16 protein-coding genes, 4 tRNA genes and 1 other RNA gene are annotated in these 22,817 nt (G+C 70.9%); 11 read left to right on the top strand and 10 right to left on the bottom strand.

Features of this window, described 5'->3' with window-relative positions; all coding sequences use genetic code 11:
• Nucleotides 1–13: 13 nt before the first annotated feature.
• From purL to purS, 3 genes are read right to left on the bottom strand one after another with little or no spacing between them, the layout of a single operon-like run.
• Nucleotides 14–2,272, bottom strand: a complete 2,259-nt coding sequence (gene purL, locus OG975_RS22955) for a phosphoribosylformylglycinamidine synthase subunit PurL (RefSeq protein ID WP_406331223.1) — start codon at nucleotides 2,270–2,272, stop codon at nucleotides 14–16.
• The gene (gene purQ / locus OG975_RS22960) at nucleotides 2,269–2,949 is read right to left on the bottom strand and encodes a phosphoribosylformylglycinamidine synthase subunit PurQ (protein WP_327429924.1); all 681 of its coding nucleotides are present in this window, start codon (nucleotides 2,947–2,949) and stop codon (nucleotides 2,269–2,271) included. The genes purL and purQ overlap by 4 nt, the downstream gene beginning before the upstream one ends.
• Nucleotides 2,946–3,209 (bottom strand): phosphoribosylformylglycinamidine synthase subunit PurS, encoded by a 264-nt coding sequence (gene purS, locus OG975_RS22965; RefSeq protein WP_005482678.1) that lies wholly within the window; start codon nucleotides 3,207–3,209, stop codon nucleotides 2,946–2,948. The genes purQ and purS overlap by 4 nt, the downstream gene beginning before the upstream one ends.
• Nucleotides 3,210–3,568: 359 nt before the next feature.
• Here purS and OG975_RS22970 point away from each other — a divergent pair, with 359 nt between their 5' ends.
• The 8 genes from OG975_RS22970 to OG975_RS23005 all read left to right on the top strand — a co-directional run bounded on the left by OG975_RS22970 (nucleotide 3,569) and on the right by OG975_RS23005 (nucleotide 8,393).
• A complete protein-coding gene (locus tag OG975_RS22970) occupies nucleotides 3,569–3,886 on the top strand; it encodes an Lsr2 family protein (protein WP_330305671.1) in 318 nt (105 codons plus the stop codon).
• A 146-nt stretch (nucleotides 3,887–4,032) separates the two neighbouring features.
• Nucleotides 4,033–4,104, top strand: a tRNA-Gly gene (locus OG975_RS22975).
• Nucleotides 4,105–4,184: 80 nt separating this feature from the next.
• Nucleotides 4,185–4,260 (top strand) — tRNA-Gly (locus tag OG975_RS22980).
• Between the two features lie 149 nt (nucleotides 4,261–4,409).
• The gene (locus tag OG975_RS22985; RefSeq protein WP_406331225.1) at nucleotides 4,410–5,477 is read left to right on the top strand and encodes an ABC transporter ATP-binding protein; all 1,068 of its coding nucleotides are present in this window, start codon (nucleotides 4,410–4,412) and stop codon (nucleotides 5,475–5,477) included.
• Nucleotides 5,478–5,512: 35 nt separating this feature from the next.
• Nucleotides 5,513–6,319, top strand: coding sequence for an ABC transporter permease (locus OG975_RS22990; protein ID WP_406336407.1), 807 nt, complete (start codon nucleotides 5,513–5,515; stop codon nucleotides 6,317–6,319).
• Nucleotides 6,320–6,339: 20 nt separating this feature from the next.
• Nucleotides 6,340–7,689 carry a sensor histidine kinase gene (locus tag OG975_RS22995; protein ID WP_406331227.1) on the top strand — a complete coding sequence of 450 codons (1,350 nt, stop codon included), beginning with the start codon at nucleotides 6,340–6,342 and terminating at the stop codon, nucleotides 7,687–7,689.
• The gene (locus OG975_RS23000; protein WP_330305674.1) at nucleotides 7,686–8,294 is read left to right on the top strand and encodes a response regulator transcription factor; all 609 of its coding nucleotides are present in this window, start codon (nucleotides 7,686–7,688) and stop codon (nucleotides 8,292–8,294) included. The genes OG975_RS22995 and OG975_RS23000 overlap by 4 nt, the downstream gene beginning before the upstream one ends.
• Nucleotides 8,295–8,317: 23 nt before the next feature.
• A tRNA-Gly gene (locus OG975_RS23005) sits at nucleotides 8,318–8,393 on the top strand.
• Nucleotides 8,394–8,475: 82 nt separating this feature from the next.
• On the opposite strand, the gene OG975_RS23010 is transcribed toward OG975_RS23005, so the two are convergent.
• The 6 genes from OG975_RS23010 to ffs all read right to left on the bottom strand — a co-directional run bounded on the left by OG975_RS23010 (nucleotide 8,476) and on the right by ffs (nucleotide 17,690).
• Complete coding sequence (locus tag OG975_RS23010) at nucleotides 8,476–9,375, bottom strand: phosphoribosylaminoimidazolesuccinocarboxamide synthase (protein WP_406331228.1); 900 nt, start codon at nucleotides 9,373–9,375, stop codon at nucleotides 8,476–8,478.
• A 157-nt stretch (nucleotides 9,376–9,532) separates the two neighbouring features.
• Nucleotides 9,533–11,068 (bottom strand): N,N-dimethylformamidase beta subunit family domain-containing protein, encoded by a 1,536-nt coding sequence (locus OG975_RS23015; protein WP_406331229.1) that lies wholly within the window; start codon nucleotides 11,066–11,068, stop codon nucleotides 9,533–9,535.
• 526 nt (nucleotides 11,069–11,594) lie between these two features.
• Nucleotides 11,595–13,436 carry a hypothetical protein gene (locus OG975_RS23020; protein ID WP_406336408.1) on the bottom strand — a complete coding sequence of 614 codons (1,842 nt, stop codon included), beginning with the start codon at nucleotides 13,434–13,436 and terminating at the stop codon, nucleotides 11,595–11,597.
• Between the two features lie 333 nt (nucleotides 13,437–13,769).
• On the bottom strand, nucleotides 13,770–15,023 hold the full coding sequence (gene purD / locus OG975_RS23025) for a phosphoribosylamine--glycine ligase (RefSeq protein WP_406331231.1): 1,254 nt from the start codon (nucleotides 15,021–15,023) through the stop codon (nucleotides 13,770–13,772).
• A 239-nt stretch (nucleotides 15,024–15,262) separates the two neighbouring features.
• Nucleotides 15,263–17,509: a DNA polymerase III subunit gamma and tau gene (locus OG975_RS23030; protein WP_406331232.1), complete on the bottom strand. Its 2,247-nt coding sequence runs from the start codon at nucleotides 17,507–17,509 to the stop codon at nucleotides 15,263–15,265.
• 82 nt (nucleotides 17,510–17,591) lie between these two features.
• Nucleotides 17,592–17,690, bottom strand: an RNA gene (gene ffs / locus OG975_RS23035) — signal recognition particle sRNA small type.
• A gap of 95 nt (nucleotides 17,691–17,785) precedes the next feature.
• Here ffs and OG975_RS23040 point away from each other — a divergent pair.
• The 3 genes from OG975_RS23040 to OG975_RS23050 all read left to right on the top strand — a co-directional run bounded on the left by OG975_RS23040 (nucleotide 17,786) and on the right by OG975_RS23050 (nucleotide 22,059).
• Nucleotides 17,786–17,873 (top strand) — tRNA-Ser (locus OG975_RS23040).
• 230 nt (nucleotides 17,874–18,103) lie between these two features.
• Nucleotides 18,104–20,575, top strand: coding sequence for a helicase C-terminal domain-containing protein (locus OG975_RS23045; protein WP_406331233.1), 2,472 nt, complete (start codon nucleotides 18,104–18,106; stop codon nucleotides 20,573–20,575).
• 62 nt (nucleotides 20,576–20,637) lie between these two features.
• Entirely contained in the window at nucleotides 20,638–22,059 is a 1,422-nt protein-coding gene (locus OG975_RS23050; protein ID WP_406331234.1) for an ATP-binding protein, read from the top strand.
• 63 nt (nucleotides 22,060–22,122) lie between these two features.
• Here OG975_RS23050 and OG975_RS23055 read toward each other — a convergent pair whose 3' ends face one another.
• Nucleotides 22,123–22,788, bottom strand: a complete 666-nt coding sequence (locus OG975_RS23055; RefSeq protein ID WP_406336410.1) for a class I SAM-dependent methyltransferase — start codon at nucleotides 22,786–22,788, stop codon at nucleotides 22,123–22,125.
• Nucleotides 22,789–22,817 lie beyond the last annotated feature (29 nt).

Here is a 22,817-nt window from a genome sequence, read left to right on the forward strand (position 1 = left end):
CACTGCTTTCCGCTTACGCGAGCAGCGCCGGGATCGTGCCCTCGTGCGCCGTGCGCAGCTCCTCCAGGGTGAGCGCGAACTCGCCCTGGACGTCGACCGTGTCTCCGTCGACGACGCCGATGCGGGTGACCGGCAGGCCCCGCGCACCGCACATGTCGTTGAAGCGCAGCTCCTCCGAGCGCGGGACGGCGACGACCGCGCGGCCCGCCGACTCCGAGAAGAGGAAGGTGAACGCGTCGAGACCGTCGGGGACGATCAGTCGCGCACCCTTGCCGCCGAGCAGCGCCGACTCGACCACGGCCTGGACCAGACCGCCGTCGGACAGGTCGTGCGCGGAGTCGATCATGCCGTCGCGGGAGGCCGAGATGAGGATCTCGGCGAGCAGCCGCTCGCGCTCCAGGTCGACCTGCGGAGGCAGACCGCCGAGGTGGTCGTGGACGACCTGCGACCAGGCCGAACCGCCGAACTCCTCGCGGGTGTCACCGAGCAGATAGAGGAGCTGTCCCTCTTCCTGGAAGGCGACCGGCGTACGGCGGGCCACGTCGTCGATGACACCCAGCACGGCCACGACCGGGGTCGGGTGGATGGCGACCTCGCCCGTCTGGTTGTAGAGCGAGACGTTGCCGCCGGTCACCGGGGTGCCCAGCTGCTGGCAGGCGTCGGCGAGACCACGGATGGCCTCGGCGAACTGCCACATGACAGCCGGGTCCTCGGGCGAGCCGAAGTTCAGGCAGTCGGAGACGGCCAGCGGCTTGGCGCCGGTGGTCGCCACGTTGCGGTAGGCCTCCGAGAGCGCCAGCTGCGCGCCCGCGTACGGGTCGAGCTTCGCGTAGCGGCCGTTGCCGTCCGTCGCGATGGCGACGCCGAGCCCGGTCTCCTCGTCGATGCGGATCATGCCCGAGTCCTCGGGCTGCGCCAGCACCGTGTTGCCCTGCACGAAGTGGTCGTACTGGGAGGTGATCCAGGACTTGGAGGCCTGGTTCGGCGAGCTCACGAGCTTGAGTACCTGGTCCTTGAGCTCCTCGCTCGTCGCCGGTCGCGGAAGCTTGTTGGCGTCGTCCGCCTGGAGGGCGTCCTGCCATTCCGGACGGGCGTACGGGCGCTCGTACACGGGGCCCTCGTGCGCCACGGTCCGCGGGTCGACGTCGACGATCTTGCCGCCGTGCCAGTAGATCTCCAGGCGGTCTCCGTCCGTCACCTCACCGATGACGGTGGCGATGACGTCCCACTTCTCGCAGATCTCCAGGAACCGGCCGACCTTCTCCGGCTCCACGACCGCGCACATGCGTTCCTGCGACTCGCTCATGAGGATTTCCTCGGGCGAGAGCGTGGAGTCGCGCAGCGGTACGTCGTCGAGGGTGACGCGCATGCCGCCGGAGCCGTTAGAGGCGAGCTCGGACGTCGCGCAGGACAGACCGGCCGCGCCGAGGTCCTGGATGCCGACGACCAGCTTCTCGGCGAAGGCCTCCAGGGTGCACTCGATGAGGAGCTTCTCCTGGAAGGGGTCGCCGACCTGGACGGCGGGACGCTTCGACGGCTTGGCGTCGTCGAAGGTCTCGGAGGCCAGGATGGAGGCGCCGCCGATGCCGTCGCCGCCGGTACGGGCGCCGTACAGGACGACCTTGTTACCGGTGCCGGACGCCTTCGCGAGGTGGATGTCCTCGTGGCGCATGACGCCGATGGCGCCGGCGTTGACCAGCGGGTTGCCCTGGTAGCAGGCGTCGAAGACGACCTCGCCGCCGATGTTGGGCAGACCCAGGCAGTTGCCGTAGCCACCGATGCCGGCGACGACGCCCGGGAGGACGCGCTTGGTGTCGGGGTGGTCGGCCGCACCGAACCGCAGCGGGTCGACGACCGCGACCGGACGGGCGCCCATCGCGATGATGTCGCGCACGATGCCGCCGACGCCGGTGGCCGCGCCCTGGTAGGGCTCGACGTACGACGGGTGGTTGTGCGACTCGACCTTGAAGGTGACCGCGTAGCCCTGGCCGACGTCGACGACACCGGCGTTCTCACCGATGCCGACGAGGAGGGCGTCGGACTGCGGGGCCTTCTCGCCGAACTGGCGGAGGTGGACCTTCGAGGACTTGTACGAGCAGTGCTCGGACCACATGACGGAGTACATGGCGAGCTCGGCGCCGGTGGGCCGGCGGCCGAGGATCTCGACGACGCGCTCGTACTCGTCCTTCTTCAGGCCCAGTTCGGCCCAGGGCAGCTCGACATCGGGGGTCGCGGCCGCGTTCTCGACCGTGTCCAGAGGCGTGCGGCTCATGCGTTGACCAGCTTCTTGAGGATCGAGGTGAAGAAGGGGAGGCCGTCGGTGCGGCCGGTCCCGACCAGCGGCTCGACGGCGTGCTCGGGGTGCGGCATGAGGCCGACCACGTTCCCGGCCTCGTTCGTGATCCCGGCGATGTCCCGAAGGCTGCCATTGGGGTTGAAGTCCACGTAACGGAAGGCGACCCGGCCCTCCGCCTCCAGCATGTCGAGCGTGTGCTCGTCGGCGACGTACCGCCCGTCCATGTTCTTCAGCGGGATGTGGATCTCCTGGCCGGACTCGTAGTCGGCCGTCCAGGAGGTCTCCGCGTTCTCCACCCGCAGCTTCTGGTCGCGGCAGATGAAGTGGAGGTGGTTGTTGCCGAGCATCGCACCGGGGAGGAGGTGCGCCTCGGTGAGGACCTGGAAGCCGTTGCAGATGCCGAGGACCGGCATTCCGGACTTCGCCTGCTCGATGACGGTCTCCATCACGGGCGAGAAGCGCGAGATGGCGCCGGCCCGGAGATAGTCGCCGTACGAGAAACCGCCGGGGAGCACCACGGCGTCGACCTGCTTGAGGTCCTTGTCCTTGTGCCAGAGGGCGACGGGTTCGGCGCCGGCGAGCTTGATGGCGCGCTGCGTGTCCCGGTCGTCGAGGCTGCCGGGAAAGGTGACGACTCCAATACGAGCGGTCACTTTCCTGCCTCCGCGACTTCTTCGACCTTGACGGTGAAGTCCTCGATCACGGTGTTGGCGAGGAAGGATTCCGCCAGTTCATGGATGCGGGCGAGCGCGGCGTCGTCCACCGGTCCGTCCACTTCCAGTTCGAATCGCTTTCCCTGACGTACGTCGGAGACACCTTCGAAACCGAGACGCGGCAGTGCACGCTGCACCGCCTGGCCCTGGGGGTCGAGGATCTCCGGCTTGAGCATGACGTCGACTACGACGCGTGCCACTGGCACTCCCGGTGTGTGGTGCTGAGCAGGTCCCTTCAGACTACCTGCACAAAATTTCTACTCGCGTAGATTCGTAGAATCCTACGTGACCCCGATCACGATCCCGCATCGACGCGGGGACCGGCACGGAAAATCCTGGGAAAAACCGCAGAAGAGCGGCAGGACCCCATTGCCCTCGGACACGCGGAAGGATTTAGTCGGGCTTCACAATGCAATGCCGGGCACTGTACAAATGAATTGGCAATAGCCGATACTTTGCCCAATAACAGCCGGACAGTCGACATCTTCCCGACAACTACGTGACGTCTGCGCACGTCATGACTTGATCGCAGAGATGTCGCACGAAGGGACCGATATTCGTGGCGCAGCGTGTCGTGGTCACTCTCTCTGACGACATCGACGGCTCAGAAGCGGCGGAAACGATCGTCTTCGGACTGGACGGCAAGTCGTACGAGATCGACCTGAATCCTGCCAATGCCAAGAAACTGCGTAAGGCGCTCGCGCCCTACCTCGAGGCCGGCCGCAAGCAGTCCAAGTCCGGGAAGGCGTACACGCACACCGCGCTGACCCCCGACCCGGCCGCCGTCCGCGCCTGGGCCCGCTCCAACAAGATGGACGTGCCGCCGCGCGGCCGCATCCCCAAGAAGGTCTACGAGGCGTTCGCCGAGGCGCACTGATCTGTTCGCCGCGGCGCACCGGCTCCCTCGCTCCGGCCGGCCATCCGCCCCTGGGAAGAACCGACTTGCGCTGACCCCCGTCTGATCAGCTAGAGTCTGGAACACGCCGAGGGGCAAGGCCGAAAGGACGAACCCCAAGGAGTCATGCGGGTGTAGTTCAGTAGCAGAACATCCCCCTTCCAGGGGGAAGGCGCAGTGTGCAATTCCTGTCACCCGCTCTGCAACCCCTTACCGACCACTCTTGTGGATCAGGTAGGGTGGTGCTCGCACCGATCAGTGAAAGCTGGTCGGCGGCAATGCGGACGTAGCTCAGTTGGTAGAGCGCAACCTTGCCAAGGTTGAGGTCGCGAGTTCGAGCCTCGTCGTCCGCTCCAGGAAGCAAAGACCCCGGTCAGTCGACCGGGGTCTTTCTCGTGTGTACGCCCGTCCTGCGCCCGTCTTCTCGGTGGCGTCTGACATTTGTCATGCGGAGTGATGACACCTCGCACTGCTGACGGGTCCCGTCCGCGGCGACGCTGATTTCATGAACACGAGCGAGCACGACGAGCACGATGACGTGATTGAGGTCACTGATCTGCGCCGTGTGTACGGGGGAGATCGGGGAGGCCGCGGAGTCGGCGGAGTCCGCGGAGCTTTTGAAGCGGTCCGCGGAGTCAGCTTCTCCGTCGGCCGCGGTGAACTCTTCGCCCTGCTGGGCACCAACGGCGCGGGCAAGACATCCACGGTCGAGCTGCTTGAGGGCCTCGCGCCCCCGGCCGGCGGGCGGGTGCGGGTCCTCGGCCACGATCCGTACCAGGAGCGGGCGGCCGTACGGCCCCGGATCGGCGTGATGCTTCAGGAAGGCGGCTTTCCCTCCGAGGTGACGGTCGCGGAGACCGTACGGATGTGGGCGGGCTGCACGAGCGGCGCGCGGCCCACCGCGGAAGCCCTGGACCTGGTCGGCCTGACACGGCGGTCCGGCGTACGGGTGAAGCAGTTGTCCGGGGGCGAGAAGCGGCGCCTGGACCTGGCGCTCGCGCTCCTCGGCCGCCCCGAGGTCCTCTTCCTCGACGAGCCGACGACCGGACTCGACGCCGAAGGACGCCGGAGCACCTGGGAGTTGGTGCGCGAACTGCGCGACGGCGGTACGACGGTGCTGCTGACCACGCACTACCTGGAAGAGGCGGAGGAGCTGGCCGACCGGCTCGCGATCCTCCACGAGGGGCACATCGCGGCCACCGGAACCCCGGCCGAGGTGACCGCCTCCCAGCCGTCCCGGATCTCCTTCGAACTGCCCGACGGCTACTTCCTCGGGGACCTGCCCCCGCTCGCCGAACTCGGCGTGAGCGACCACGAGACGACGGGCCGCGTCATCAAACTGCGCACCGACGAACTCCAGCGAACCGCCACCGCACTACTGCTGTGGGCCGAGCGGGCTCGCGTCGAGCTGCGGGGGCTCGATGTGCGGTCGGCATCGCTGGAGGAGGCGTTTCTGCGGATCGCACGGAACGCGGCGGCGGGCAGTGCGGGTGCGCGGGAGCGGGAGACCGCGGGGCACGGCGCCGGTACGAGCGCGAGCACGAGCACGAGCACGAGGGGGACGGTGGCATGAGCGGCGCGACAGTCACGAACGGTGTGGGTACGGGGATGGGAACGGGCAGGGGCAGGGATAGGGGTACTGGTTCCGGTACGACCACGGCCGCGGGGCGGATGGCCGCGATGGCGCGTGCCGAGCTGACCCTGCTGAGCCGTACGAAGGCGACGCTCGCCGCCGCCGTGTTCGTGCCGCTGACCTTGCCGTTCAGCCTGCGCGGGACGGTCGACCAGATGGATCTGAAGGGCACCGGGCTCTCGGTCGGCTCGGTCATCGTGTCGTCGTCCGTCGGCTTCTCGCTCCTCTTCGCGGTCTACTGCTCGCTGGTGAGCGTGTACGCGGCCCGCCGCGAGGAGCTCGTCCTCAAACGGCTGCGCACCGGGGAACTGCGGGACGCCGAGATCCTCGCGGGCGCGGCCCTGCCTTCGGTCGCGATCGGCCTGGTGCAGTGCCTGGTCCTGACGGTCGGGTGCGCCGCGCTCCTGGACATCGGGGCGCCCGAAGCACCCCATTTCGCCATCCTGGGGCTGCTGTTGGGCCTGGCGATGTGGCCCCCGCTCGCGGCGGTCACCGCCAACTTCAGCAAGAGCGTGGAGGGCGCGCAGGTCGCCGCCATGCCCCTGATGCTGCTGTCCCTGATCGGCTCGGGCACCTTCATCCCGCTCCAGTTGATGCCCGACGGGCTGGCCTCCGCCTGTGAACTGCTGCCCCTGACCCCAGTGATCACTCTGATCCGCGGCGGCTGGACCGGCGGCCTCTCCGCGCACGACGCCCTCGGCGCCCTCGCCACAGCGGTGGCCTGGACCGTGCTCGCGGTGTTTGCTGTACGACGGTGGTTCCGCTGGGAGCCGCGGCGGTGAGCGGGGGCGCGGTGGTGGGGATGAGCAGACCCGGGGACTGGTGCCGGCGCGGGAGCCGGCCGGGGGCCGGTGACGGCGACAGCAGGCCAGGCGGCTGGTGGCGGCGCAAGAGCACGCCGGCGAAGGTCGAGACGTACACGCGCTGGTCGTTCCACTTCTTCGCCGTGATCGAGATCGCCTCGGTCGGGCTCGCGGCCTTCGCGCAGGTGGGGACCCGGCTCGCGACCTGGCTGTGCCTGCTGGTGTGCGTACACGCGCTGCTCTGTGCCGTGACCGCGTCCCGGGCGCTCGACTGGACGCGCGGCCGCCGTGAGCAGCCGGTACGCCTCATGTGGGTGCTCGGCGGGGTCACCGCGGTGATCGCGAACGTCGCGCTCGCCCTCGCGGAGCGCGGTCCGGGCGGCGCGGGCGCCGACGCCGCGGCGGGCTCGGTGTTCGGGGGCGTACTGATCTTCGGTGCGGGCACCCTCGCGCTCGGCGTCCGCAACCGGCGGCGTGTCCTGGCGATCGTGGCGGGCTTCGCTCTGGGCGCCGGAACCTTCGCGTTCCCGCTGGGCGTGCCCGGGCCCGCCGCGCTGGGCACGGCGGTCGCGGTGCTGGTCGGCGCCAGCTTCTTCGCCTACACCTCCGTCTTCTCCGTCTGGCTGCTCAACGCCGTCTACGCACTCGACGAGGCCCGCGAGACCCGCGCCCGCCTCGCCGTCGCCGAGGAACGGCTGCGCTTCGGGCGCGATCTGCACGACGTGATGGGCCGCAATCTCGCGGTGATCGCCCTGAAGAGCGAGCTCGCCGTGCAGCTGGCCCGGCGCGGGCGGCCCGAGGCCGTGGACCAGATGACCGAGGTCCAGCGGATAGCGCGGGAGTCGCAACGGGAGGTGCGTGAGGTCGTACGGGGCTATCGAGAAGCCGACCTCGGGACCGAACTCGCGGGAGCCCAGAGTGTGTTGACGGCCGCCGGCATCGACTGCGAGGTCGACGGCTCGGCGACCGGGCTGCCCGCGCAGGTCCAGTCGGCGCTCGGCTGGGTCGTACGGGAGGCGACGACGAACGTGCTGCGGCACGGGGACGCCATGCGGTGTGCGGTGTCGCTGCGGGTGGCGGAGGGGCGGGTGACCTTGAGCGTGGAGAACGACGGGGTGCCGGACGCGGAGTCCGGTGCCGCCGAGCCGGTGAAGGGATCCGGGCTCGCCGGACTGCGGGAGCGGCTGAGCAAGGTGGACGGCGTACTGCGGGCCGGGCCGGCCGGCGGTGGGCTGTTCCGTCTGACCGCCGATGTGCCGCTGCCCCCGGCCCCTGAACCCGCCCAGCACCCGGAACCGGGGTCGCTGAAGCCCGCCGTCCCGCACCCTGTGAGTGAGGTCACCCCGTGACAGTACGACTGCTGCTCGCCGACGACGAGCATCTGATCCGGGGTGCGCTCGCCGCGCTGCTCGCCCTGGAGGACGATCTCGTCGTGGTGGCCGAGGCGGCGACCGGGCCCGAGGCGCTGGCGATGGCGCGGGCGCACGAGCCCGATGTCGCCGTGCTGGATCTTCAGATGCCGGGGGCGGACGGTGTGAGGGTGGCCACATCGCTGCGGGCCGAACTGCCCGGCTGCCAGGTGCTGATCGTGACGAGTCATGGGCGGCCGGGGCATCTGAAGCGGGCGCTTGCGGCGGGTGTGCGCGGGTTCGTCCCGAAGACCGTCAGTGCGCAGCGGCTCGCCGAGATCATTCGTACGGTGCATGCGGGAAACCGCTATGTGGACCCGGAGTTGGCGGCCGACGCGATCTCCGCCGGGGACTCGCCGCTGACCGTGCGCGAGGCCGAGGTGCTCGAATTCGCCGCCGACGGGGCACCCGTCGCGGAGATCGCCGAGCGGGCCGCGCTGTCCCAGGGGACCGTACGGAACTATCTGTCGTCGGCCGCGACGAAGCTCGGGGCCGAGAACCGTCACGCGGCGGTGCGGCTCGCGCGGGAGCGAGGTTGGGTATAGTTGGCCTCGCGCCACGGCGCAATGCGGACGTAGCTCAGTTGGTAGAGCGCAACCTTGCCAAGGTTGAGGTCGCGAGTTCGAGCCTCGTCGTCCGCTCCATAGGAAGAAGCCCCTGACCCTCCCGGGTCGGGGGCTTCTTCGTGTCTCTCGTCTGTCTGTCTTCGTGTCTCTCCGGGCGTCCTCAGCTCCAGCTGTTGCCGGTCAGACGCTCGTACGCCTCGATGTACTTGGCGCGGGTCGCCTCCACGACGTGCGGGGGCAGCGCGGGCGGCGGCTGCTCGCTCTTGCGGTCCCAGCCGGACTCGGGGGAGGTCAGCCAGTCGCGGACGTACTGCTTGTCGAAGGACGGCTGGGCGTGGCCCGGCTCCCACGCGTCGGCGGGCCAGAAGCGGGAAGAGTCCGGGGTCAGCACCTCGTCCGCGAGAATCAGCGTCTCGCCCTCGTAGCCGAACTCGAACTTGGTGTCCGCGAGGAGGATCCCCCGGTCGCGGGCGATGCCACGGGCGCGGCTGTAGACGGCGAGGGTCGCCTGGCGCAGCTGGGCCGCGGTGTCGGCGCCGACCTGGCGGGCGACCTCCTCGTACGACACGTTCTCGTCGTGCTCGCCGACCGCCGCCTTGGTGGCGGGGGTGAAGATCGGCGCGGGGAGTTCCGAGCCGTCGACCAGGCCCTCGGGGAGGGCGAGGCCGCAGACGGTGCGGGACTCGTTGTACTCGACCAGGCCGGAGCCGGTGAGGTAGCCGCGGGCGACGCACTCGACCGGGGCCATCCGCAGGGACTTGCAGATCAGGGTGCGGCCGGCCCAGTCGTCGGGGGCGCCCGGCGGGAGTTCGGCGCTCAGGACGTGGTTGGGGACCAGGTCGGCGAGCTGGTCGAACCACCACAGGGAGAGCTGGGTGAGCGTGCGGCCCTTGTCGGGGATCTCGGTGGGGAGCACCCAGTCGAAGGCGGAGATGCGGTCGCTGGCGACCATCACGAGGTCGCCCGCCTCGTTCTGGTACAGGTCGCGCACCTTGCCGGTGTGCAGATGTACCAGACCCGGCACCTGAAGGGGCTCGGGCTTTTCGACGAATCCGGACACGGTTCCTCCCCGTGGTTCTGTCCAATTGGCTTGATTCTCCCGTATGCGGGGAGTGGCTTTGGCCAGGGGGTGTGTGGGGGTGCCGGGGGGGGTGCTTGGGGCCTGTTGTGGGGGTGACTCCTGGGGGTGGCTTCTGAGGGTGCGGGGATGCGCTTCCTCAGTCGTGTTTGCAGATGCGGTCGAGGAGGTTGGCCGTAGCTCGCTGTACACGGGTGTCGACATGGCCCGGGCGGTCCAGGGCCGGGGACCATGCGAACGTTCCGGACGCGAAGACCAGGGCGCCGGACGGGGCCCGGTAGAGGGAGGTCTCCTGGTGACGGACGGCGCCCTCGCTGTCCCGGTACGGGGAGTGGGCCAGGAGGATACGGCCCTGGTGCTCGGGGAGCGGGGTGCGCGGGAAGTAGCGGTCGGCCTCGCCCGCGACCATGCCCTCCAGTTCGTCACCCTCCTGCGCGCCGGTCGCCTCCCACAGCCAGTGGTCGGCGTTGCGGACGACCAGCGGGTGGGGCTCGGGGACTCTTCCCGCGTACTGGATGCCGATGAGTTGCTGCTCAGGGCGGTCGATTTCACGCCACAGGGCCGGTTTCCCGGGGCCCCTGCGCTTGCGGCAGGTCAGCAGGCGGTCGGCGACGCCGGACGGTGACGGGCCCAACTCCACCTGCCAGTACATGGTGTTGGCAGAGAGGAAGACGAGCGAGGTGCCGTGTTCGCGGGCGAGTTCCGTAGTGCGGCGCATCTGCGTCGACCAGTACTCGTCGTGGCCCGGGAAGACGAGGCCGCGGTAGCGGGTGGGGTCGACGCGGCCGGCGTGCAGATCGCGGGCGTCGGCGTAGGCGAGGTCGTAGCCGTAGCGCTCGGCCCAGCGGATGAAGTCGTAGGCGTGGCCTACGTGGAGGGGGAGCCCCGCGCCCGCGTACGGCCGGTCGAAGGAGACCGTCGTCGCGGCGTCGGACTCGCCGAGCAGCCGGCCTTCCTCGTCCCACGCGTGGTACAGGCTGGCGCCGGTGTGGCCGTCCTCCGGGTACAGGTTGTACGCCTGCCAGGTGATGTCCGGGAGCAGGAGGAGCAGGTCGGCGGGGTGGTTGTCGCGGATGGTGAACGGGACGTGGGAGCGGTATCCGTCGGCGGTGGTGAGGACGGCGACGTACGCGCCGATGCTCCAGTAGGCGGGGATCTGGAGCCGCCAGGAGAGCCACCAGTGGTGGCAGGAGACGGTGCGGTCGGCGGTGAGCGGTGGGGGTTGGACGATGCCGGAGAGGCGGGGGCTGGTGGTGATCTTGGATGCCCCGTCACCTCCGTAGTGGCCGATCCGGTAGATGTCGACGCTGAATTCCTGGGGCGGGTCGACGGTGACGTGGAAGTCGATGGCCTCGCCGGGGGCGGCCGCGCCGGTGGAGGTGAAACCCTTGATCTGGCGGTGGACGTCGTCGGCGGAGCGGGGGCCTCCGGCTCGGGGGTGGGGGATGGTTCGCTTGGCCTGGGCCTTGGTGTCGCGGTCGTCGCGGGCGTCGCGTACGAGGGTGGCGCCCGGGGTGTTGTCGATGTGGTCGATGTACCAGGGGACGACGTGGCCGGTGTCGTCGAAGTAGTGCTCGTCGCCGCGGAGCCACGGGACGGGGCCCTGGCCGAAGGGGTCCGTCACGGCGTGCGCGAGTGCTCCCGACTCCCAGCGGCGAATCTGCTCCGACCCCATGCCTGCTCCCCTCCCTCTCGCCCCCGTCATCCTGTAAGCCCTTGCCTTGTGCGCGATCGGTCCCAGCACATCACATTACGCACGCACTCCGTCACCGTTCGTCGCGAATTGGCGTGAGTGGAACGTGGGGTTCCGCATTGGGGGGTGGGTTGGCTGGGGGTTCGTTGTGGGTCGGGGCCGTGCGTTTCTTCGCCCCCGCCGCCCCTACCCGTCCCATCCGTTCCTGGGGGCTGCGCCCCCAGACCCCCAAAAGATTGCGCAGTTCCCCGCGCCTCTTAAGGGGCGCGGGGAACTGCGCGAACGGCCCCCACTCACCCGCAGCCGAACGAACCAGGGTGGGCGGGGTATCGCGGGGCGAAGCCCCGCGCCGTCAGGGGCGCGGGGAACTGCGCAATCTTTTGCACCAGCCCCCACCCACCCGCAGCCGACACACAACCCCCGGGGTCGAAGGGGCGGAGCCCCTGGGGATGGGACGGGTAGGGGCGGCGGGGGCGAAGAACCGCCCGGGCGCACCCGGGGTGGTGCGTCAGACGAGGCGGACCGGCTTCTCCGGGCGGACGCCGAGGTGGCGGAGCCAGTCGCGGAGGGGGGTGGGGTCACCCGATTCGACGAGGGTCAGGACGCGAGGGCCAAGATCGGCGGCACGTTCGCCGTCGACGAAGAGGGACGGACCGTCGAGCCAGTCGAGCCCCGGCACCGCCCCCGCGGTGTCCATCGCGGCACAGCACACCATCGCCGTGACATGGTCGGCCAGCAGCTCCCGCCCGGTCCGGGGCGGCTGGAGGGGGAAGAGGGGAAGCATCCCGTCGTCCCAGAGGGCCCGGTCGGGGCCCTGCTCCGTGCCCCCGGCCGACGGGGGCGCCACGGCCGGCGCCGACGCCTCCTCGCGGGCCAGCTCCGCGGTGAGCCCGGCCGCGAGCGCAGCCGTCCGCTCGTTCCCGAGGCCGAGATCCGCGTCGTCCTCGTCCTCGGCCATCCCCTTGTACGCGTCCGCACGGTGCGTGGCGAGAGCGTCCGAGTCCGGGCCCGGCGCCGCTCTGTCCTCCGGCGGCGAGGACAGGTGGTCCATCACCCGCGCCAGCGTCGGACCGTTCGCGTCGGGCGCCGCCGGGTCTGTGGAGTGCCGCACGCCCAGCGCGTCCAACACCCGGTGCAGGCGGGCCGCGTCGGTGCGCCATTTGCGGTCGACGACCTCGTCCGGGTAGTCCTGCCAGTCGACCGGCGCCCAGTCGGGGCCGGGCTCGGCGGGGCCGCCGTGGAAGAGGCGGGCGGCGAGGAGCGAGGCCGCCTCGTCCACCGTGCCGGGCTCTTCGAGCAGGTCACAGGCGGGGCGCTCGCCGAGGCGGGAGGTAAAGCCCTCGGCCAGGCGGTCGCGACGGGACAGCTCGGTGAGGGCAGCGACCACGCCGACGTCCAGCCGGGACGGCCAGCGGCCCATCCGCCAGGCGGGCAGCGCGACGCGGGTCAGGAGCCGGTCCCAGCCCGCGTAGGCGAGACCCACCTGCTCCTGCGCGACGATCCGCAGACCGTAATCCACAGCCTGTGCACGCTCGGCCGCGGCGGCCGCCACTCCTCGCTCCATCTCGGCCGCGTGGCCACGACAGCTGCGCAGCAGGAGGCGGGTCACCCAGCCGACGCCGCCGAGGACCGCACGGGACAGCGGTCCGCGCTTCGGTGCCGAGGTCACGGCCACGGCCGCGTCCAGACCCCGTACGAAACGGCGGGCCGCAGCTATGTCGGGGTGCGCCGAGGGACCCGTACCGGCGACGACCGGTGCGAGGACCGCGCGCAGTTCACCGACCCGCATCCACCACAGGAAGGGGGAGCCGATGACGAGGACGGGGGCGGAGGGGGCGCGGCGGGGCCGTGTCGACAGCCCTCGTACGCCACGGGTCCCGGCTCCGCGTATGCCTCGGCTTCCTACTCCGTCCATCTCGTCTCCGGCCTCTGAACGGGGCGGGCCGTGTGCCGGGTGGGTGCGGTCCTCCAGCCAGCTGTCGCAGTCCGGGGTGAGCGCTATCGCCGACGGGGCCGGGACGTCGAGGCGGTCGGCCAGGTCGCGGACCATGCGGTAGAGATCGGGGGCCGATGCCTCGGTGATCGGGACCGTGGGGCTCACGGCGGGCCGCGCGCGGGCGACGACGAGCGCGATGCCCGCGGCCGCGAGGAGGACGAGGGCGGCGATGATCGTCACGATCCAGCGGGTCGTACCCCAGCTGCCGCCGGTGATGTGCCCGGTGGAGCCGCCGACGAGCAGCACGACGGCGACGGCCGCGGGCAGCAGGGCTACGGCCAGCGCCCTGCTGCGTATGCGCAGCACGGCGAGAGCCCGGGACCGCGCGGCTTGCGCGCCCACCTCCACACCCATACCGGTCACGACCGGACGTCACCCCCTACGGTCCGCCGGGCGCGAGCTGTCTCACAGCTCGTGCCGACGGATGCCCTGGCGTTGCTCACTCCCCCACTGTGGCACCCACCACTGACATCGCAATGCCGGTGGGCCAAGTGCCGGAACGCTTTCGCCGCACCCTAGTTGGGGCCCCGGCCCCCGTCAGCCGGATGGGGCATCGGTCACCCGATGGAATGGCTTTGGGGAAAGGTGGATGACGGTGGGCAATGATCAGGCCCCGGATTCCTTGCGGGATCCGGGGCCCAACGTCCTGTCGAGTGGCCAGACAGCGAGTGGCCAGGTGGCAGGGGTTTACGCCTCCGCCGCCACCTTCGCCGCGATGTCCGTGCGGTGCTGCGAACCGTCGAGACCGATACGGGCGACCGCCGTGTACGCGCGGGCGCGGGCCTCGGTGAGGTCGGTGCCGGTCGCCGTGACGGAGAGCACTCGGCCACCCGCGCTCACCACCGCGTCACCGTCGCGCTTGGTCCCGGCGTGCAGGACGTAGGCGTGCGGTGCGTCCTGGGCCGCGACCTCGTCGAGCCCGGTGATCGGGTCGCCGGTGCGCGGGGTGTCGGGGTAGTTGTACGAGGCCACGACCACCGTGACGGCCGCGTCGTCGCTCCAGCGCAGTGGCGCCAGGTCGGCGAGGGTGCCGTTCGCCGAGGCCAGCAGAACACCCGCGAGCGGGGTCTTCAGGCGGGCGAGGACCACCTGGGTCTCCGGGTCGCCGAAGCGGGCGTTGAACTCGATGACCCGTACGCCACGGCTGGTGATCGCCAGACCCGCGTAAAGAAGGCCGGAAAACGGTGTGCCGCGGCGGCGCAGTTCGTCGACGGTCGGCTGGAGAACGGTCTCCATGACCTCCTCGACGAGCTTCGGGTCCGCCCAGGGCAGCGGCGAGTACGCGCCCATGCCGCCGGTGTTCGGGCCCTCGTCGTTGTCCAGCGCGCGCTTGAAGTCCTGGGCGGGCTGCAGCGGGACGACGGTCTCGCCGTCCGTGATCGCGAAGAGGGAGACCTCGGGGCCGTCGAGGAACTCCTCGATGACGACGCGGTCGCAGGCGTTGGCGTGCGCGCGGGCCTTGTCGAGGTCGTCGGTCACGACCACGCCCTTGCCGGCCGCGAGACCGTCGTCCTTCACGACGTACGGGGCACCGAAGGCGTCCAGCGCCTCCTCGACCTCCTCGGGCGTCGTGCAGACGTACGAGCGCGCCGTCGGAACGCCCGCACCCGCCATCACGTCCTTGGCGAAGGCCTTGGAGCCCTCCAGCTGCGCGGCCTCCTTCGAGGGGCCGAAGACGGGGATTCCCGCCGCGCGCACAGCGTCGGCGACCCCCGCGACGAGCGGGGCCTCCGGGCCCACGATCACCAGCTCGGCGCCGAGCTCCGTGGCCAGCGCGGCCACGGCGGCGCCGTCGAGGGCGTCGACCGCGTGCAGCTCGGCCACCTCCGCGATGCCTGCGTTCCCGGGGGCGCAGTACAGGGCGGTGACGTCGGGGTCGAGGGACAGGGAACGGCACAGGGCGTGTTCGCGGGCGCCACTACCGATGACAAGGACCTTCACGGGGTCAGCCTAACCGTCGGGGGCGGGTGCCTTTGTGGGGGCTTCCGAGGAGAGGGGTGCGCGGGGTTGGTGGGATCCTCTAAAGGCAGGCGGTGGCGGCGGGTGAAGCGGTCGTACGCGAGCGGGGGGCGGGGCGCGGACACGAAGCGGTCGTACGCCGATGGAGGCGCCGGAAAGCGCTCATGAAGTCCGTGAAGTAGCTGTACGCCGGTGAAGGCCGCCCCGTTACGCGCTACTCGCTACTCGTTGGAGAACTCCTCCACCACCGTCGCCCCCAGCTCGCGGACGATCAGGTCGTGGCCCGAGAGGGCGGACTCGTCGAGGTCGGGGTCGTCGTCCTCGGGGATGTCGTCCTCGGGGGCCACCGGAGGCGGTTCGGGAGCCGGAGGACGGGTCGGTGTCGGGGCGGGCCCGGTCGGGGCGTGGCCGGCGGAGGGGCCGCCCTGGGGGGCCGCGGGGCGTGTGGCAGGAGCCGATGGCTGCTGGGGCGCGGGGCGCGCGGCGGCCGGAGCCCCGCCGTAACCCCCGCCGCCGTAGCCGGAGCCGGCCGGAGGCGGCGGTGCGGAGCCGCCCGAGGCGTCGACGATCGCCTCGATCCTCCACTGGAGGTTGAACTGCTCGGCCAGCGCCTGCCGCAGCACCTCCTCGCTGCCGCTGCTCGCGAAGTTGTCCCGCGCGCCCGCGTTGACGAAGCCGATCTGCAGGGTCGTACCGTCGAAGCCGGTGACCTGCGCGTTCTGGCTGAGCAGGATCCAGGTGAACCGGCGGCGGTTCTTCACCGCCTCCAGGACGTTCGGCCACAGCGTGGCGAAGTCGATGCCGCTGCTCGCGGGAGCGGCGGGAGAGGCCGCTGCGGGCGCGGGGGTGGTCGCGGCAGGAGAGGGCGCGGGCGCACTCGGCGTCGCGGCCGGAGGCTGTCCCCCGCCCGCGGGGGTCGCCGTCGGCCATCCGCCCGGGCGTCGGCCACTGCCCGCTGCCGTCGCGGTGGGCCAGGCGCCGGGCGCGGGCGCCGCCGGAGCAGCGGCCGGGGGCACGGCGGCCGGGGCCTGCGGCTGCGCGGCCACGGGCGGGGCCACCGGAGCGGCGGGGGGTGCACTCGCCGGGGGAGCCGAGGGAGCCACGGGCACGGCCGGCTCGACGTTCTGCGGGGCGGCCCCGCCAGGCCCAGGCCCAGGACCGGCCCCGCGCGCCGCAGCCCGGGCCGCGGCGGCCCCGCCCCCGGGCGGAACCTGCGGAGCCCCCGGAACCGAAGCGACCGGCGCCGCGCCGTGTACCTCGGGCCCGGGCACGTACCCCATGACGGGTGCGCCCCCGCCTCCGGAGAAGTTCACACCGCGCTCGATGCGGTCCAGCCGGGCCATGACGGACCGCTCGTCCCCGTACGCGGCGGGCAGCATCACGCGCGCGCAGATGAGTTCGAGCTGGAGCCGGGGCGAGGTGGCGCCGCGCATCTCCGTCAGCCCCTCGTTGACGAGGTCGGCGGCGCGGCTCAGTTCGGCGGCGCCGAAGACTCCGGCCTGGGCCTGCATGCGCTCCACGACATCGGACGGGGCATCGATGAGCCCCTTCTCGGCGGCATCGGGCACGGCCGACAGAATCACCAGATCCCGCAACCGCTCCAGCAGATCGGCGACGAACCTCCGAGGGTCATTGCCCCCCTCGATCACCCGGTCCACGATCTCGAAGGCCGCGGCGCCGTCCCCCGCGGCGAACGCCTCGACCACCGAGTCCAGCATCGACGCGTCCGTGTACCCGAGCAGCGAGGTCGCCATGGCATACGTCACACCGGCGTCGCCCGCGCCCGCGAGCAGCTGGTCCATGACGGACATGGAGTCACGCACGGACCCCGCACCGGCCCGTACGACCAGCGGCAGCACCCCGTCCTCGACGGGAATGCCCTCGCGTCCGCAGACCTCGCCCAGGTAGCCCCGCAGGGTTCCGGGCGGCACGAGCCGGAACGGGTAATGGTGGGTCCGCGACCTGATCGTCCCGATGACCTTCTCGGGCTCGGTCGTGGCGAAGATGAACTTGAGATGCTCGGGCGGCTCCTCGACCACCTTCAGCAGGGCGTTGAAGCCCGCCGGGGTGACCATGTGGGCCTCGTCGATGATGTAGATCTTGTACCGACTGCTGGCGGGCCCGAAGAAGGCCTTTTCGCGCAGGTCACGAGCGTCATCGACACCACCGTGCGAGGCGGCGTCGATCTCGATGACGTCGATGGAACCCGGCCCGTTGCGCGCGAGATCCCGACAGGACTGGCACTCCCCGCACGGGGTGGGCGTAGGCCCCTGCTCGCAGTTGAGACACCGGGCGAGGATGCGTGCGCTGGTCGTCTTCCCGCACCCGCGCGGACCGCTGAACAGGTACGCGTGATTGACCCGGTTGTTCCGCAGCGCCTGCTGCAACGGGTCGGTGACATGCTCCTGCCCGATGACCTCGGCGAACGACTCCGGGCGATAGCGGCGGTACAGCGCGAGAGACGACACGCATACGAGGTTATAGGCGCCCACTGACAACGAGCACCGCTCGCTGACCACGACAGGGACCGCTCACCGGCACATCCCCGCAAACGCAAGCGCCCCCCACGCACCCGCCAGAGCCAACCTACCCTTGCTGCCTTCCGGCCCTGGGGGAGTTCAGTCAGATAGCGCCACGTGAGGGGCTCCGCACAGGGTACCCGATCCGAGCGGGAGGAACGAACGCGATCTGAGCGGGGGGAACGGGTTCGCGAGCACTCCTCAACGTCTTGTATTGTTTGCCGCGGAGGATTCGCCTAGTGGCCTAGGGCGCACGCTTGGAAAGCGTGTTGGGGGCAACCCCTCACGAGTTCGAATCTCGTATCCTCCGCCAGTGCCTCACCGGGCACGATGTCGAAGGGCCCCACCGTTCGCGGTGGGGCCCTTCGACGTGTTCTCAGCCCTCGTTGTCCTGAGTTTCTGTCCCCAGCGGGTGTTTCCCGGGGTGACCTGTCTGCATGCGACCCTGCGGATCACGGGGATGCGCCATCCTTGAACCCGGCGTCGGACCGGCTCCGGCCACGCTGCGGCGCTCGTTCCCCGGTCTGACGAGGTGCACCCCACATGAAGTCCCGATCAACGCTGGTTACCTGGTTGGGCAGCCTCGACGGCACTCGCCTGGCACGCGTGCTCGTGACACGGAAGGACGCCGTGTCCCCTCCGGAGCCACGCTCACTGGGGGAGCTGGCGGACCGTCTTCAGCGTCCCGGGTCGGTGTCGCTGGCCCTGCCACGGCTCGCGCTGCCGTACCTTCAGGCGGCCGAGGCACTGGCGGCGCTGGGGGCACCCGCGTCGCGCGATGCCCTGGAGAAGCTGCTGGGAGCGGCGGACGAGGAAGCCGCTCGCGAGCTGAACGTCGTGCTGGGGGTACTGGCCGATCATGCTCTGGTCTGGCCGGACGGCGCGGAGAAGCTCCACATGGCCGCACCGCTGCGGCAGGCATGGGACGCGCCGCTGGGGCTGGATGCTCCGCTGGAGGAGCTGCTCGCGGGCACGACCTCCGACGAACTGCGCAGCATGCTGGTGGCACTGGGAGTCAAGCCTCCCGGCACCAAGCCGCAGCGAATGGCCGCCCTGGTGGAACACCACGGCGACCCGGAGCAGATCGCCGCGCTGGTCGCGAAGGCCCCTACTGCGGCCCGGAAGGTGCTCGAACGCCGAGCGGAGGCCACGGCGAGGCAGCCTGAGTTCATCATGTTCGGGGCTCCCGGCCACGGCGGCCTCGAACCGGGCACGCAATGGGCACTGGACCGGGGGCTCCTGGTCCAGGACCGTCACCGCTACGGCCCGGCCCGTATGCCCGTCGAAGTGGCGCTCGCGCTGCGCGGGCCCTCCTGGCACGCCCCGTTCGAGCCCGTCCCGCCTTTCGCACGGCTGGTGCCCGTCACCCCGGCAGAGGTGGATCGCGAAGCGTCGGCCGCGGCCACGGCGTTCGCCGCTCACGCCGTCTCCGTCCTGTCGGCCTGCGCGGCGGCCGCGCCGGCCCGGCTGAAGTCCGGCGGGATCGGCGCACGTGAACTGGCCCGGATCGGCAAGGCCGCCCAGGCCGAAGACGCCGTCGTACGCATCACCCTCGAGACCGCGTACGTTGCCGGGCTGCTGGGCCGGGACGGCGATCACATGGCATCCACCGACGCCTATGACGCCTGGGCGGAACAGGAACCGTCGGAGCAGTTCGCCGTACTGCTTCGGGCATGGCGGAACCTGCCGCTCACCCCCACCCGGGCTCGCGACGAGGACAACAAGGCGCTTCCCGCCCTAGCCGGCGCACCGCCCTGCGACGGCTGCCTGCGGGCTCGCGACGGGCTGTTGGCGGCAACCGCCCGGCTCCCGACAGGGCAGGGTTTGAAGGCCGCCTCGGATCTGGGGCCGCTGATCGCCTGGCACCGTCCACTCGCCGAGTCGTCGCCCCAGGACCAGACGCCGTTCGCCGCCGTGATCCGTGAGGCCGAACTGCTCGGCGTACTCGCTCGTGGTGCCCTGTCCCCCCTCGGCGCCCACCTGCGGACCGACGACGTGCAGGAACTGGGCACCACGTGCCGGCGGCTGCTGCCCCCGGCCACCTCAGCGGCCCGAATCGGCGCCGACCTCACCGCCGTCGTCACGGGCACACCGTCCGCCCGGCTCGCCGCGCTCCTGGACTCCGTCGCCGACCGGGAGACCAGCGGCACGGCGTCGGTGTGGCGGTTCAAGGCCGGCAGTATCCGCCGGGCCCTGGACGCCGGCCGCACCCCCACCGACATCACCGCCGAGCTGGCCGCTGTCGCCGCCGGGCCCCTGCCGCAGCCGCTGTCGTATCTGATCTCCGACGCCGCGCGCCGCCACGGGCGGGTGCGCATCGCCCCCGCCGCCTGCGTCCTCCACGGCGACGAGCCCGCGCTCCTGGCGGAGATCGCCGCCCACCGGGGGCTCACCAAGCTGGGACTACGACAGCTGGCGCCGACGGTACTGGTCAGCCGCAGCCCGGTCGACGCGACCCTCGCCGCGCTCCGAGCCGAGGGATACGCCCCTGTCGGCGAGACGGCCGAGGGAACGGTACGCATCGACAGGACCCGGCCTCGGCGGGCCGTCGTCCCCGTTCCCGTTCCAGCTCCACGCGGCCCCAGCGAAAGGAGCCCCTTCCGGATCACGGCCTCCGTCACGGCGAAGGCGTCGGCCACCGTCGACCCGAGTGTCTTGGCGGCCCGACTGCTGGCCGCCCCGCCTACGTCCCCCACTCTCGGCTTCGCTCGAGCGGGGGGACCCCCATCGGAACCGGCACCGTTCGACGGAGGGCCGCCCTTCGGCACGGACACCGAGGAGATCGTCTCGGGGTGGGCGAAACTCCTGCCGTACACCGATGTCCGCCAGCTCGCCCATGCCATCGACACCGGTCGGGCCATCACCGTCGAATACGTCGCCACCTCGGGCAACCGGACCGTGCGTACCCTCAGCCGCCTCGCGCTCGACCCGCCCTATCTCGAAGCCTGGTGCCACCTGCGGGACGCCGAACGCGTCTTCACGCTCTCGCGCATCCACAGCATCATGCCCGAGTAGAGCACGACAGTAACAATAGAGATAGTATCTCCAGCGATACTATCTCCCACGGGGGTATTCCCATGCGTCGTTTCATCGGGCGGGACCGGGAGCTGAACGTGCTCCGCAACGCCCTGCAAGCGGTTGGCGATGCCTCCGGGTCGGCGAAACCAGGGCAATGCATCCTCATGCGCGGAAGACGGCGCGTGGGCAAGTCCAGCCTCGTCGAGGAGTTCCTCCGGCGCACCGAGACGCCGTACCTCTTCTTCACCGCTGCGGGCGGAACGGCGGAGGACGAACTGACGGAGTTGCTCGACGCCGTCGCCAGATCCACGCTCCCGGAGCGAGGGCTGTTCTCGGAGGAGGCCCCGGAACAGTGGAACGCCGCATTCCGGCTGCTTGCGGAGGTCCTGCCCGACGACAGCCCGAGCGTCGTCGTCATCGATGAGGTTCCGTATCTCATGGACCGCATCGACGCCTTCGAGGGCATGCTCCAGCGGGCATGGGACCGGCTGCTCAGCCGCAAGCCGGTGCTCCTCCTCCTGGTCGGATCCGACCTGTCGATGATGGAGGCGCTGAACAGCTACGACCGCCCCTTCCATCAGCGGGGCCGGGAAATGGTCGTGGGGCCGCTGAACCCGGCCGACATCGGCGAGATGCTCGGGCTTGAGCCGGCGGACGCCTTCGACGCCGCCCTGATCACGGGCGGTCTCCCGCTGATCTGCGCGGAGTGGCGGGCCGGAGCGGATCTCTGGGAGTTCCTCCGCGACTCGCTGGACAACCCGATCTCGGCGCTGCTGGTATCCGCCGAGCGCTCACTGGCCGCTGAGTTTCCACCGCAGGCGATGAGCCGGGAAGTGCTGCGGGCCATCGGAAGTGGGGAGCGAACGTTCACCAACATCGCGCGCGCCGCCGGCGGTATCGCCCACACCACTCTCACTCGAGCCACGGATGTCCTGACCGAGAAACGGGTGGTGGCAGCCGAGTTGCCACTCTCGATGCGGCCGTCGAAGGAGCGCCGCTACCGGGTGGCCGACCCTTACCTCCGGTTCTGGCTCGCGTTTCTGGATCCGCACATGGCGGAGATCGAGCGGATGCGGGGAGATCTCACTCTGAGCCGGATCAAGGAGCGGTGGACGAGCTGGCGGGGCCGCGCGATCGAGCCCCTGGTCCGGGAATCCCTGGCCCGTCTCCTGCCGGACGGGCTCCTGCCCGCCGCCCCGGCGATCGGCGGGTACTGGACCCGCAGCAACGACGTCGAAATCGACTTGGTGGGCGCCGACCGACAGCCCGTGGCCAAGCAGTTGCTCTTCCTCGGCTCGGTCAAGTGGCTGGAGACTTCCGCGTTCGACAGCCACGATCTGGCCGCGCTGCAGAAGCACCGGGCGGCGATCACCGACGAGCCCGTTCCACTCGTGGCGGTCTCCCGCAACGGGGTCAGCTGTTCCGGACTTCAGGCGGTATACGGCCCTGAGGAATTGCTCAGCGCCTGGCAGAGGGCGTGAGCAGCCTCACCGGGCACGATGTCGAAGGGCCCCACCGTTCGCGGTGGGGCCCTTCGACGTATGTCACCGTGGCACGGTCTGGGTGACCCGCCACAGTCGGCGCGGCAGGCCGCCCTCCTCGAAGGGGTGGACCTCGTGAAGGATCCAGCCCTCGGCGAGGTGGTCGACCAGGGCGCGGGGGAAGAAGTGGACGGCGAAGCCGCCGTGCTCCCAGATGTCGTCGCCGTGCCCCGTACCGGCCCGGTAGTGCGCGTCCCCGGTGTGCCGGACCGTGTAGACGAACGCGCCGCCCGGCCTCAGCACCCGGCGGACCTCGGTGACCAGGGCGTGGATTTCCCTGGTGGAGAGAGCCATGCACAGCAGCATGTGAGCGAAGACCGCGTCCACCGATGCATCCGGGAGCGGGAGCGGCCGGCGGACGTCCTGCACGTGAGTGCTGACCCGTTCGGCGACGCCTTGAGCGTGGGCGGCCTCGTACAGCTGTTCCAGGCCGACCGGGCTGAAGTCTGTGGCCAGCACGGTGAAGCCCTCGCGGGCGAAGAACAGGGCATCGCGGCCGTGCCCGGCGCCCAGCTCCAGAACCTCACGGGCGCCGGCGGCCCGGAATACCTCGGCGGCGTGGACGGCCGGTTCGGACGGCTCCTCGCCGTACATGCCGGGGTGCTCGCCGTAGGTCTGCTGCCAGTGCTCCCGCTGGGCTCCGGCCAGCTCCTGCTCGTCCTCCGACATGCTGATGTCCTTCTCCCTCATGGCCCGCG

This window comes from Streptomyces sp. NBC_00203 (assembly GCF_045206325.1).
Classification (GTDB): domain Bacteria; phylum Actinomycetota; class Actinomycetes; order Streptomycetales; family Streptomycetaceae; genus Streptomyces; species Streptomyces lutosisoli.